This is a genomic window from Micromonospora sp. KC721, assembly GCF_004348355.1.
In the GTDB taxonomy this organism is placed as follows: domain Bacteria; phylum Actinomycetota; class Actinomycetes; order Mycobacteriales; family Micromonosporaceae; genus Micromonospora.
Genome location: NZ_SMJY01000056.1, coordinates 1 through 12,369, shown reverse-complemented (window position 1 = coordinate 12,369; position 12,369 = coordinate 1). Strand labels below are relative to the sequence as shown.

Genomic DNA, 12,369 nt, shown 5'->3' with positions numbered 1-12,369 from the left:
GCTCGCGCCGCCACGGTCATCCGGGCCGTGGCGGCGCGACGCGGGCGTACCCCACCTGGCCGCAGCGGCGGCGTGTCGCCGGGGTCGCAGGCGGACGGCGTGCCGGAAGCCGGCGGCAGTGGGCCGTCAGCCGTGTCGGGGGGACGAGGCGCTGTCGCGGACGATCAGTTCGGTGGCGAGCTCGACCCGTGGACTCTCGATCTTCTCTCCGTTGGCCAGTCGTAGCACCGTACGGGCCGCGAGCATGCCCATCTCGGCCAGCGGCTGCCGGATGGTGGTGAGCGGCGGCGAACACCACCGGACCTCGGGCAGGTCGTCGAATCCGACCACGCTGACGTCGTCGGGCACCCGCAGGCCACGTTTGCGGACCGCCTCGTAGACGCCGAGTGCCATCTGGTCGCTGGAGGCCACGATGGCGGTGGGCGGGTCGGGCAGGGCCAGCAGGTGGTTGCCGGCCGTGTAACCGGCCTCGTGGTAGAAGTTGCCGGGACGGACGAGGGTGTCGTCGACGGCGATGCCGGCGGCGTCGAGAGCGGCCCGGTAGCCGTCCAGCCGCGCCCGGCTGCACATCAGCTGCGGTGGGCCGGCGATGAAGCCGATGCGGCGGTGACCGAGGCCGAGCAGGTACTGGCTGGCGCGCAGGCTGCCGGCCCAGTTGGTGGCGCCGATGGTGGGCGCGTCCTGCGGGGCCACCCCGGCGGGGTCGACGATGACCACGGGAACGTGCAGCCGGCGCAGCTCGGCCTGCAACGGTGGCTCCACCATCGAGGTCACGAAGATGACTCCCTCGGTGGAACGGGTCCGCATGTTGTCGAGCCACTGTTTCGCCGCGGAGGTGCGCCGGTGGATGGCCGACACGACGGTGCCGGCTCCGCTGGCGTGCGCCACGTCCTCCACCCCGCGGATGATCTCCACGGCCCACGGGCTGTCCAGGTCGTTGAAGACCAGGTCGATCAGGGCCGAGTTGGTACGCCTGCTCGGCAGGCGGCGCCGGTAGCCGTGCTGGTTGAGCAGTTCCTCGACCCGTTCCCGAGTGCCGGGGGCGACGTCGGATCGGTTGTTGATGACCCGGGAGACCGTGGGCACGGAAACGCCGGCCAAGCGCGCGATCATCGCGATGGTGACGTTCCTGTTGTCGTCTGCGCCCACGGTCCACCTCTCGTCGTGGCGGGAGCCTACGGTGGCAGAAGCTACCGTAGGTGGTGTCGTCACCCCTTGACGCTGCCGGCCAGGCCGCCGATCAGCTGGCGTTCGGCGACGGCGTAGAAGCCCAGGGCCGGCACCATGGACAGCACCACGTAGGCGAGCACCCGGGCGGTGTCGTCGGAGTACTGGCCCTGGAACGCCTGAACCCCCAGTGGGAGGGTCCACCATCCCTGGTCGGTGAAGACGACCAGGGGAAGCATGAAGTTGTTCCAACTGGCGACGATCGCCAGCACGGAGACAGTGGCCAGAGCCGGGCGGGCCATCGGCAGCAGGACCCGCCAGAAGAACCCGAAGGGACCGCAGCCGTCCAGCGTCGCAGCCTCCTCCACCTCGCCGGGGATGGTGCGGAAGAACTGGCGCAGGATGATGATGGTGATCGGCAGTCCGAAGGCGGCCTGCGGCAGGATCACCCCGAGCGGGTTGTCCAGCAGACCCATGCCGCGCAGCAGGACGAACAGCGGCAGGATCGCCACCGCGAAGGGAAACATCAGCCCGACGGCGAAAAGGGTGACCAGGAGTTCCCGGCCCCGGAACGCGAAGCGCGCGAAGACGAACGCCGCCATCGCCCCGGCACCGACGACGATGACCGTGGTGCTCACCGCGATCAGCAGACTGTTGCCCAGGTTCCGCCAGAAGACGCCCGAGGTGACAATGTCGGTGTAGTTGCCCGGCACCCAGGGGTCGGGCAGGCCGAGCGGGTTGGTGGAGAGCTGGCCGTTGTCCTTGAACCCGCCGATCACCCCGAACCAGACCGGTACGACGATGAGCGCGCCGACGGCGATGCAGATCAGGTGCAGCACGAGGCTGCGGGCCCGCCGGGCCGGGTGCGCCGGGCTGGTCATCGCTGGTCTCCTTGGACGGTGAGGGCGCCCTCGGTGTCCCGACGCAGGACGAAGCGCTGGTAGACGAGGGCGAAGGCGAGGCTCAGGACGAACATGACGATGCTGATCGCACTGGCGTAGCCGACCTCGAAACGGCGGAAGCCGTACTGGAACATCGTCACGGCCATGGTTTCCGAGGCGTGGATCGGGCCACCGCCGGTGAGCACCCAGACCATGTCGAACAGCTGGATGGTGCCGATGACCGACAGGAACACGGCGATCCGGATGGTCGGTCCGAGCAGGGGCAGGGTGACGTGCCGGAAGGCCTTCCAGGCGTCGGCTCCGTCGGTGACCGCGGCCTCGTGCAGCTCCTTGGGGATGCCCTGCCGGGCGGCCAGGAAGAGGATCAGGTAGAGGCCGAAGTACTTCCAGGACACCACCAGGAAGACGGCGTACAGCACGGTGTCCGGATCGGCGAACACGGCTCCCGCCTCGGCCCCGAGCCACCGCGAGATCACGTCGCCCAACCCCCGGTTGGGCGAGAACACCAGGGTGAAGAGCACCGCCGTGGTGACCTCGGAGAGCACGTACGGGGCGAAGAAGACCAGCCGGTAGAGGCTGCGCCCCTTCAGCGGCTGGTTCAGCAGCATCGCCAGGCCCAGCGCAGCGGGTAGCTGGACGGCCAGGGAGAGCACGATCAACACGAACCCGCGCCACAGGTCGCCACGGAACACCTGGTCGGCGAAGGCTCGGGTGTAGTTGTCCAGACCGACGTGGTTCTGCGGCAGGCCGAAGCCGTTCCACTTGTACAGGCTGGCGTAGCTGGCCACCGCGATGGGCGCGACGACCAGCAGCAGGAACAGCGTCAGCGCCGGCGTCAGGAAGACGGCGAGGGCGCGCCGGCGGCCCGGCCGGGACCGGGAAGCGCGCCGCGACGCGGTGGCCGACCCCGACTCCGGGGGGCCGGCCACCGTGTCGCCCCGCCCGGCGTCCGGCACGGTCGATGGCCTGGTCATGCCTGCTCCACTGGGTGTTCGCCGACGGCTACGGGTCGCTGGGAGGGGGTGGTCATCGCTACTGGCTCTTCGCCACCTGGGTGATGTCCTTGACGATCTGCGCGGCCGTCTTCGTGCCGGCGATCAGTTCGGCGACGCTGTCGTTGACCTGCTGGCCGACGGCGGGCGGGTACGCCTGGTCGAGGTAGAGCTGGAAGCCGCTGGCGTTGGCCAGGTTCTCCGCGACGATCTTGTTGTTCGGGTCGGAGATGGCGTCCGAGGCGTCCTTGACGGTCGGCAGGACCGCCCCGGTCTTGGCGGACCGCCGCTGGTTGTCGACGGTGAGCAGGAACTTGAGGAAGTCGGTCGTCGCGGCGGGGGCGTCCTTGCCGACGGCGAAGCCGTTGCCACCGCCGAACGCGTCCGAGGCGGAACCCTTGCCGCCGTCGACGGCGGGGAACGGGAAAAAGCCGAGCTTGTCGCCGAGGCCCTTCTTACTGGTGGAGCTGGACGCCTGCACGGCCGGGGCCCACTGTCCCATGAGTTCCATCGCCGCCCCACCGTTGCCCATCGTGGCGGCCTGGCCGTCCGCGGAACCGTACTCGGCACCGAGGAAACCTCGCTGAAAGGGTTGCAGGTCGATCAGTTCCTTGAGCCGTTCGCCGGCGGCGACGAAATCCGGGGTGTCGAAGTTCTTGTCCTTGGCGGCCTGTTGCAGGGCGGGCAGCCCACCGATGCGCATAGCCAGGTAGGCCCAGTAGTAGTGAGCCGGCCACTTGTCCTTGCCGGCCAGCGCGACCGGCACGGTGCCGGCGGCCTTCAGCTTGCGGACGGCGTCGAGGACGCCGGCCCAGGTGGTGGGTACGGCGCTCACCCCGGCCCGCGCGAAAAGATCCTTGTTGTACCAGAAACCGACCATGCCGAGGTCGAACGGCACGCCGTAGATCCGGTCGTCGATCGTGTACGGCTGCATGGCGGCGGGCAGCAGACTGCCCACCCACGGCTGCACCTGGTCGGTGATGTCCTTGACCAGGCCGGCCTCGACCTGCTGCCGGAGCACGCCCCCGCCCCAGGACTGGAAGAGGTCCGGCGGTGAGCCGGCCTGGGTGGCGGTGGTGAGCTTGGCCTTGAACGCCTCGTTCTCCAGCGGCTGGACCTCGACGGTCACGTTGCTGTGCGCGCTCTTGTACTCCTGGGCCATCGCCGCCCACACCGGCAGCATCGGCTCGGTGTTCTGGATGTGCCACCAGTTGATGGTCTGCGCGGCGTTCGGGTCCTGAGAGGTGTCGTCACCGCATGCGCTGAGCAGGTAGGCGCCGGCACCGGCGCCGGCGAGACCGAGCAGGGTTCTGCGGGAGAGGTGCGTCGTCATGATCCATCCCTTCGAGGACTCACGAGGTGCTCGGATGCCGGCCGAGCCGGCGGGATCTGGAACGTGTATCTCCGAAACTTTCAATGCGTCACCGGTATTACCGATCGATGGGCGGCACGCTACGAGCTGTTCCGTCCCGGGTCAAGGGGTCTGTCGTGTCAGGACTCGAACCGATAGCGTGTTCCCGACCTCCTGAGTATCCGGACACCATTCGGAAGTTTTCGAGAGCTGCATCAGAGGAGCCGACGTGTCGACCGAGACCGCTGACGTGGCGACCGCTGCCGGGTCGATCCGCAACCCCGTCCTCGCCGGGTTCCACCCGGATCCCTCGATCCTGCGGGTCGGCGACGACTACTACCTGGCCACCTCGACCTTCGAGTGGTACCCGGGGGTCCGCGTACACCACTCCCGCGACCTCGTGCACTGGCGACCGCTGGGCGGGATCATCACCGAACGCCGCCTGCTCGACCTGCGCGGCTGCGGCGACTCCAACGGGGTGTGGGCACCCGATCTGTCCTGGCACGACGGCGAGTTCTTCCTCGTCTACAGCGACGTCGCCAGCTTCGCCAGCGGCTACTGGGACCCGCAGAACTTCCTCGTCACCGCCCCCGACATCACCGGCCCCTGGTCCGATCCGGTGAAACTGCACGGTCACGGCTTCGACGCCTCGCTGTTCCACGACGAGGACGGCTCCAGTTGGCTGCTGAGCATGAGCGCCGACTGGCGACCCGGGCGGGACCGCTTCGGTGGCATCGAGATCCAGCGCTACGACCGGGACGCCCGCCGGCTCGTCGGCCGGCCCCGCCTCCTGTTCACCGGCACCCCGGTCGGGCTCACCGAGGGCCCGCACCTGTACCGCCACGACGGCTGGTACTGGCTCATCACCGCCGAGGGGGGCACGAGCTGGGAGCACCAGGTCACGGTGGCGCGCTCCCGCGAGCTGTTCGGGCCGTACGAGGTGGACCCGGCCGGGCCGCTGCTGACCTCGGCGGGCCGACCCGACCTGCGGTTGCAGAAGGCCGGCCACGGCAGCCTGGTCCGCACCCCGCACGGCGAGTGGTACCTGGCCCACCTGGTGGGTCGTCCCTACACTCCGCTGGGCAACTGCGTCCTGGGGCGGGAGACCGCGATCCAACGGGTCGACTGGCCGGCGGGCGGCTGGCCCCGGATCCCCGGTGGCGTCCCGGCGGACGAGGTCACCGCGCCCGGCCTGCCCGCGCACCCGTGGCCGGCCGAGCCGGCCACCGACAACTTCGACGGCCCGGAGTTGGGCCCGTGCTGGTCGACCCTGCGCCGACCGGCCACCCCGGACTGGATCGACCTGCGTTCCCGCCCGTCGTACCTGCGGGTGCACGGTGGGCAGTCGCCGGTGGGGCGGCAGGCGCCCAGCCTGGTCGCGCGGCGGGTCGGGGCGACGCACTGTTCGCTGGAGACGGTGGTCGAGTTCGACCCGCTCGACCACCGCCAGCTGGCCGGGGTCACCACCTACTACAACACCCTCAACTGGCACCACCTCTACCTGACCCGGGCCGACGACGGCCGGACGGTACTGGAGCTGCTCAGCGCCGACAGCGGGCGGCGCACCGCGTACCCCGAGCTGACCGTCGACGCCGACGGCGTCACCCGGGTCGGCCTGCGTGCGGAGTTCGACGGGCCCGTCGTCCGCTTCGGCTACGACCTCGGCGCCGGTTGGCGGCAGCTTCCGGTGGAGTTGGACGCGACGATCCTCTCCGACGAGCACGCCGCGCTGATCATCGACGGGGAGCCGGCGGCGTGGGGCTTCACCGGGGCGTTCCTCGGCCTGTGGGTGCAGGATCTCGGCGGCGACGGCGGCCACGCCGACTTCGACCTCGCCACCTACCGGGAGCACTGACCCCGGCCGCCGAACCCGTCCCGCCTCTCGCTGCCCACGGTCCGTCGCCACGAGAAACTTCGCCCCGCCGGGCAACCCCCGGCGTCGCCGACTCCGTGACTATCCCGGAATCAGGGATCGGAGGACGGAATGGGCGATCGTGACGCGGCATTCGCGGAGTACTTCGCGGCCAGATCGGAGGCGATGCGCGGTACCGCGTACCTGCTCTGCGGTGACTGGCACCGGGCGGAGGATCTGGTGCAGACCGCGTTCACCAAGCTCTACCTGGCCTGGAACCGGATCTCCCGACACGAGGTGCTCGACGCCTACGTGCGGCAGATCGTGGTCCGGACCTTCCTGGACGAGCGGCGCCGTAGCTGGTGGCGGCGGGAACGGGTGGGCTGGGAGCACAGCGAACAGGCGACACCGACCGACTCTCCGGAGAACAGGCTGGTGATGCTCCGGGCGCTGGCCACCGTACCGCCCCGCCAGCGGGCCGTCCTGGTGCTCCGGTACTGGGAGGACCTGCCGATCGAGGACGTCGCGGCGTTGCTCGGGTGCTCGACCGGAACGGTGAAGAGCCAGGCGGCCCGCGGGCTGGACACGCTACGCGGCCTCCTCGCACCCACCTACAGCGGGACCGAAATGGGGGAACGATGAACGCAGAACAGTTGCGCGAGACGTTGCGCAGCGAACTGGCGGCCAGCAACCCGCCGCCACCGCCCAGCACGACCGTCGCGCTGGGCGCCGGCCGACGGGCGCTGTTGCGCCGCCGTGCCGTCTGGGCCTGCACCGGATCAGCCGCGACCGTGCTGGCGATCGCCGCTGTCGCGGCCCTACCTGGTCTGGCGAGCCAGGGCCCGGCGGGCGAGGTCTACCGCCCGGCGGCCGCCGGGCCGCAGAGCATCCCGCAGCCCTCCACCACGTCCACCGCAGGGCCGCACCCTTCGCCGACGCAGCCGTGGCCGACCGGCCCGGACGGCCAGCCGCAGGAGGACCGGACCGCGCGGGCCGGCACCCGGTACGACCAGGGGGCCAAGCTGCTCGAACAGATCCTCGCCGTCGTGCCACCCGGCTACACGGCACCGGAGAACCCGCCGGCCGACCAGGCACCGCTGCGTGAGCACCAGGCGCAGTTCGAGGACAGAGTCAATGGCGTCGACGTGTGGAGCTACCTCTCCTCGGTCACGCTGGCCGAGGGGAAACGGCAGGGGAACCTGCTCGTGGAGGTGCACACCGCGGGCAACGAGCTACCGACTGAGCCGTGCGCGCTGGCGCAGCGGTTCTGGGGCATGAAGGGCGAGTGCCAGGCGGTGACCGCCGGCGCGCGGAAGGTCGGTGTGGTGGTCCGACCCACCGGAGACGACCGGTTCGACCAGTGGGCGGCCTACCGGCACCCCGACGGCGTGGTGGTCTTCGTCGCGCAGAGCCGCGGGAGCAACGGCGGTGCGACCGAGCTGCCGAAACTGCCGTTCTCGGTGGAGCAGTTGGCGGCCCTCGCCACCGACGACCGGTTCCACCTGGAGTGAAACGATCTGCGGCGGGCACGGCGGTCGCCGTTGGCGAGCCCGATCGCTGAGCGGTCCGGGGATCATCGGGTGCCCGACCGCGCCCGGGGTGACACCGGGGTGGGTACCGGTCATCGACCGGTACCCACCCCGGTGTCCAGCGCTCCTCCGAACGGCAACGCCGGCCGGAGCCGCACCGACCCGAGCGGCCCCGACAGTTTTCACGTCGATCCGGCCCGCGAAGTTCGACCAGCTCGCTGCCGGTTGAGCGCCGATCTGGCTGCTGGCCGGGTTCTACGGTGATGACGTCGCCGGCCTCAGACTGCCCGGGCTGACCGGGCTGACCGGAAAGGAGATCTGGTGATCGCCGATGTCACCGAACTCGACTCGTACATCTTCCTGCCCTACGCCGGCCTGGCCCTCGGCGCGGTGATGGCGCAGGCGACGAAGACCGTCATGCAGCCGGCGCCGCCACCGGCTTCGGCACATCGCGTGATGCGGTACGCGTTCGCCACGCCATGATCGGGGGATCTTGGGGACTTCCCGTTCCACGCGAACGGAAGCTCACCAAGATCTGAACACCCGCCCGCCGCAGCTGCGGTGAACGGGCAAGGGATCGTGCGCGTGTCGCCCCCTGGAGCCCGGTGCGGCTATATCGGCAGGGCGTCGGCCACCTGCAGTTGCAGCCCGTTCGCACACACGTTGGCCCCGATGTGCAGGTTGCCGCGCACCTCCACCCAGGCTCCGGGGCGGACGACAGCCGGGTCTCCGCCGAGAAGGGCGTAGCTGCCCCAGTCAGTGCGAAGGACGCGACAGTTCATGCCCACCTGCTGGACCATGCCCCGGAGGGTGATTCCCGTGGCCGAGGCGACCGACTGGCCCGAACCGGCGACGATGGGGGGCGCCGCGGACGCGGACTGCCCGGGCAGGACGGCGAGGAGCGCCGCAACGCCGAGGGCGACGCCGGCCGGGACGCGGAGCAGCCTACACATCTGCATGCATCGAAGTGTTACCGGCGACTCACGGTAGGTCAAGGCCCCACACATCCACATTGGAGGGACGCGGGAGCCTAGAGTGCCGCCGACACCGAGCGCAAGCACCTGTCACTCGACTCACACATTGGTGTTGATTCGATTACCAGATGTCACGATGATGGCAAAGATCGACAGGTGGCCATGTCTCGGCTCCGGCCTCAGGCGTCGGCCACCATCGAACGGGGAGGAACATGTCCATCAGCACAAGAGTGGCCCGCGCCCTGTTGGCGGTGACCCTGACGGGCTCACTCGTCGTCGCGACGCCATCAGCGACTTCGGCCGCGCTCACGGGCTCGCCCGATCGGCCGCCCTCCGACAACCAGGTCACACTCATCACCGGTGACCGGCTCACCATCAGCGAAGACGGCCAGGTCGTCGTCGAGCACGATCCGCAACGCAGCGGCGTACGGTTCACCAACTACCGCCGGGACGGAAACACCTACGTCCTCCCGTCCGACGCACTGCCCGCGTTGACCGCCGGCAAGCTGGACCACGAACTGTTCAACGTGACCGCGCTGCTCGCCGCCGGCCACGGCACCAACGGCAGCGGCCTCCCGCTCATCGTGACGTACGCACCGACCGGTGAGGCGGCAACCCGTGGCTACCTCGCCGCCGGTGGCGCCACCGTCGGCCGCGAGCTGTCCAGCGTGGACAGCCTCGCCGCCAAAACCGACCACGACAGCACAGCCGACCTGTGGCTTGAGTTGACCACCGCCGTCTCCCAGGGACGGGCGCTGCGCCCCGCGGTGAGCCGGGTGTGGCTGGACCGGCTGCGGGAGACGGCGCTCGACGTCAGCGTTCCGCAGGTCGGCGCACCCGCCGCCTGGGCAGCCGGCTACGACGGCACCGGCGTGAAGGTTGCCGTTCTGGACACCGGCATCGACGCCACCCACCCCGACCTGGCCGGTGCCGTCGTCGCCGCACAGAACTTCACCACCGACCCCGACGCCCGCGACCTCAACGGCCACGGCACCCACGTGGCCTCGACCATCGCGGGCACCGGCGCGGCGTCGCAGGGCGCGAACCGGGGCGTGGCGTCGGGAGCCAAGCTACTCAACGGCAAAGTTTGCGACGCCTCCGGCTACTGCCCCGACTCGGCCGTGATCGCCGGAATGGAATGGGCGGTGGCCCAGGGCGCCGACGTCGTCAACCTGAGCCTCGGCGGCCGCGACCGGCCCGGCATCGACCCGCTGGAGCAGGCGGTGAACGAGCTGACCGCCAGCAGCGGCACGATCTTCGTCATCGCCGCCGGCAACGACGGCGCGGACGAGGCAGTCGGCTCGCCCGGCAGCGCGGACGCGGCGCTGACCGTGGGCGCCGTGGACGGCTCGAACAACCTGGCGAGCTTCTCCAGCCGGGGCCCGCGCCCGGATGACGCGGCAATCAAGCCGGACATCACCGCACCCGGCGTCAACATCACCGCGGCCCGCAGCTCCACCGCTCCGATCGGCACCCCGGGCGCGCCGTACATCGACAACAGCGGCACGTCGATGGCGACGCCGCACGTGGCGGGTGCCGCGGCCGTTCTCGCGCAGCGCCACCCGACCTGGTCGCCGACGCAGATCAAGGCGGCCCTGATGGGTTCGGCCGCACGCCACCCGGCGCAGGGGGTCTTCGCGCAGGGAGCCGGGCGGCTCGACGTCGCGCGGAGCGTCCAGCAACCGGTGCTCGCCGACCCGCCCAGCCTGAGCCTCGGCCGGCAGCAGTGGCCGCACGGCGACGACCCGGTGCTCACCAGGACGGTGACCTATCGCAACCACGGCACCAGCCCGCTGACCCTGAACCTCGCGCTGACCACGTCCGGGCCGGGCGGCGGCGCGGCCCCGGCCGGCATGTTCACCCTCAGCGCCAGTTCGGTGACAGTCCCCGCCGGCGGCCAGGCGTCCGTACAGCTCACCACGGACACCAGGGTCACCGCCCCGGACGGGTACCACACCGGGTACCTCACCGCCACCGGCCCGAGCGTGCTGGTCAGCACGCCGTTCGCGGTGGACCGGGCGGTGGAGGCGTACGACCTGACGCTGCAGCACCTCGACCGCGCGGGCAACCCCACCACGGCGTACTTCGGCCTGGTCCAGAGCGCCGACGGCAGCAGGGTCTGGATCGTGGGCGGCCCCGGGCCGGTCACCGTGCCGCGGGTGCCCGCCGGCGCGTACCTGGTGACCAGCGCGGTGTACGGCGGCGGCCCGGCCGGACCGGAGACCACGGTGCTGGCCGCGCCACGGGTGGAGATGAACCAGGCACGCAGCCTGGTCATGGACGCCAGACTGGCCCAGCCGGTCAGCGTCTCCGTGCCGGACCCGCAGGCCAGCGTCATGATGACCGAAGTCGGCGTGCAGATGAACGGCAGCGGGGAGAGCGCCTACTACACCCAGCGCGTCGGATCCGGGACGACCTACATCGGACAACTCGGCAGCCAGTACGTGTGGGGCTCCTTCTCCAAGGTCGGCTTCACGGTGGCCCGACCCGGCCCGGGCGGCGGCTCGTTCAACTCACCCCGGGTCTATCACCTGGCCTGGTTCACCGACCAGCGCCTACCGACCGGCTTCAACCGGACGGTGGCCAGCGGCGATCTGGCCATCGTGGAGACCCACTACGCCGGGCACATCCCCGGGACGGTGGGGACCAAGGCCGCGTACGCGCACCCCGGCGGCACGTTGTACGGCACCCAGGTCGGACACGTGGCGGGTGTCGGGTTGTCGTTCAGCCTCCCGTTCTCGCGCACCGAGGTGTACAACACCGACGGCGGCATCCGGTGGCACTCGGCCTTCCTGGAATCGACCTACTACTTCGGGCCGGGCATCAACTACCTGAACTCCGGCGTGAAGACGTACACCGGCGGCGCCACCTCACAGGAAAACTGGAACAGGCCGGTGTACGGCCCGGCCTTCACCTCGTCGATCTACAACGACAACTGGGTAACCCGCACCGGCAACGTCATCACCGCCAACGTGCCGTTGTTCGGCGACGGCGACGGCCACGCGGGTCTGCCGGATCCGGCGACGACAAGCGGGACCTTGGTGCTCAAGCGCAACGGCGTCACCATCGGTGAACTGGCCAACCCGGCGTACGAATGGAGACGGTTCACCGTGCCGGCCGGCAACGCCACGTACCGGCTGGAAGCGACGGTGGAGCGGGCAGCGCCGGTGACACTGTCCACCAAGGTGAGCGCGGCCTGGACGTTCATCTCGGACACGGTGTCCCCGACGGCGAAGCTGCGGTTGCCGTTGTGGGCGGTGACGTTCAGCCCGAGCCTCGACGCCCAGAGCACCGCGCCGGCCGGCGGCACCTTCGTCATCCCGCTCAGCGCGTCCGCGCAGCCGGCGTCGGCGACCAGCACCCTGCGCAGCCTGACCGTCGACTACTCGGTCAACGACGGCGCCACCTGGCAGAGCGCCACGGTGAACGCGACGAACGGCGTCGGCACGGCCAGCGTGACCCACCCGAACACCACCGGGTTCGTGTCACTTCGGGCCCGCGCGGAGGACCAGGCCGGCAACGTCGTCGAGCAGACCGTGATCCGGGCCTACCGGATCGCGCCCGCCTGACCGGCGTCCGTCCAGCGCCCCACCGCCCCGTCC

At 70.5% G+C, this 12,369-nt stretch carries 10 protein-coding genes; 5 read left to right on the top strand and 5 right to left on the bottom strand.

What is annotated here, in order from left to right; all coding sequences use genetic code 11:
- Positions 1 to 126: 126 nt before the first annotated feature.
- The 4 genes from E1182_RS12595 to E1182_RS12580 are packed head-to-tail and all read right to left on the bottom strand — an operon-like array spanning position 127 to position 4,394.
- On the bottom strand, positions 127 to 1,149 hold the full coding sequence (locus E1182_RS12595) for a LacI family DNA-binding transcriptional regulator (RefSeq protein ID WP_132264357.1): 1,023 nt from the start codon (positions 1,147 to 1,149) through the stop codon (positions 127 to 129).
- Positions 1,150 to 1,208: 59 nt separating this feature from the next.
- Positions 1,209 to 2,048 (bottom strand): carbohydrate ABC transporter permease, encoded by an 840-nt coding sequence (locus E1182_RS12590; RefSeq protein WP_132264354.1) that lies wholly within the window; start codon positions 2,046 to 2,048, stop codon positions 1,209 to 1,211.
- Positions 2,045 to 3,043 carry a carbohydrate ABC transporter permease gene (locus E1182_RS12585; RefSeq protein ID WP_132264352.1) on the bottom strand — a complete coding sequence of 333 codons (999 nt, stop codon included), beginning with the start codon at positions 3,041 to 3,043 and terminating at the stop codon, positions 2,045 to 2,047. Before E1182_RS12585 ends, E1182_RS12590 begins: the two co-directional genes overlap by 4 nt.
- 58 nt (positions 3,044 to 3,101) lie before the next feature.
- The gene (locus E1182_RS12580; protein ID WP_132264350.1) at positions 3,102 to 4,394 is read right to left on the bottom strand and encodes an extracellular solute-binding protein; all 1,293 of its coding nucleotides are present in this window, start codon (positions 4,392 to 4,394) and stop codon (positions 3,102 to 3,104) included.
- Positions 4,395 to 4,641: 247 nt separating this feature from the next.
- Here E1182_RS12580 and E1182_RS12575 point away from each other — a divergent pair, with 247 nt between their 5' ends.
- From E1182_RS12575 to E1182_RS31085, 4 genes are all read left to right on the top strand, one after another.
- Positions 4,642 to 6,267 carry a glycoside hydrolase family 43 protein gene (locus tag E1182_RS12575; protein WP_132264348.1) on the top strand — a complete coding sequence of 542 codons (1,626 nt, stop codon included), beginning with the start codon at positions 4,642 to 4,644 and terminating at the stop codon, positions 6,265 to 6,267.
- Positions 6,268 to 6,396: 129 nt separating this feature from the next.
- Positions 6,397 to 6,906, top strand: a complete 510-nt coding sequence (locus tag E1182_RS12570) for a SigE family RNA polymerase sigma factor (protein ID WP_132264346.1) — start codon at positions 6,397 to 6,399, stop codon at positions 6,904 to 6,906.
- The gene (locus tag E1182_RS12565; protein WP_132264344.1) at positions 6,903 to 7,775 is read left to right on the top strand and encodes a hypothetical protein; all 873 of its coding nucleotides are present in this window, start codon (positions 6,903 to 6,905) and stop codon (positions 7,773 to 7,775) included. Before E1182_RS12570 ends, E1182_RS12565 begins: the two co-directional genes overlap by 4 nt.
- A gap of 339 nt (positions 7,776 to 8,114) precedes the next feature.
- The gene (locus E1182_RS31085) at positions 8,115 to 8,276 is read left to right on the top strand and encodes a hypothetical protein (protein ID WP_165942596.1); all 162 of its coding nucleotides are present in this window, start codon (positions 8,115 to 8,117) and stop codon (positions 8,274 to 8,276) included.
- 128 nt (positions 8,277 to 8,404) lie between these two features.
- Here the strand turns inward: E1182_RS31085 and E1182_RS12560 are convergent, their stop codons facing one another.
- Positions 8,405 to 8,752: a hypothetical protein gene (locus E1182_RS12560; protein WP_132264342.1), complete on the bottom strand. Its 348-nt coding sequence runs from the start codon at positions 8,750 to 8,752 to the stop codon at positions 8,405 to 8,407.
- 227 nt (positions 8,753 to 8,979) lie between these two features.
- On the opposite strand from E1182_RS12560, the gene E1182_RS12555 reads away from it, so the two are divergent.
- On the top strand, positions 8,980 to 12,336 hold the full coding sequence (locus tag E1182_RS12555) for a S8 family serine peptidase (protein ID WP_132264340.1): 3,357 nt from the start codon (positions 8,980 to 8,982) through the stop codon (positions 12,334 to 12,336).
- Positions 12,337 to 12,369: the final 33 nt, after the last annotated feature.

Bases quoted from the DNA above. Each gene is read 5' to 3' on its own strand.
- E1182_RS12590 (WP_132264354.1), bottom strand. From the start codon at position 2,048: ATGACCAGCCCGGCGCACCCGGCCCGGCGGGCCCGCAGCCTCGTGCTG.
- E1182_RS12585 (WP_132264352.1), bottom strand. From the start codon at position 3,043: ATGACCAGGCCATCGACCGTGCCGGACGCCGGGCGGGGCGACACGGTG.
- E1182_RS12580 (WP_132264350.1), bottom strand. From the start codon at position 4,394: ATGACGACGCACCTCTCCCGCAGAACCCTGCTCGGTCTCGCCGGCGCC.
- E1182_RS12570 (WP_132264346.1), top strand. From the start codon at position 6,397: ATGGGCGATCGTGACGCGGCATTCGCGGAGTACTTCGCGGCCAGATCG.
- E1182_RS12565 (WP_132264344.1), top strand. From the start codon at position 6,903: ATGAACGCAGAACAGTTGCGCGAGACGTTGCGCAGCGAACTGGCGGCC.
- E1182_RS12560 (WP_132264342.1), bottom strand. From the start codon at position 8,752: ATGCAGATGTGTAGGCTGCTCCGCGTCCCGGCCGGCGTCGCCCTCGGC.
- E1182_RS12555 (WP_132264340.1), top strand. From the start codon at position 8,980: ATGTCCATCAGCACAAGAGTGGCCCGCGCCCTGTTGGCGGTGACCCTG.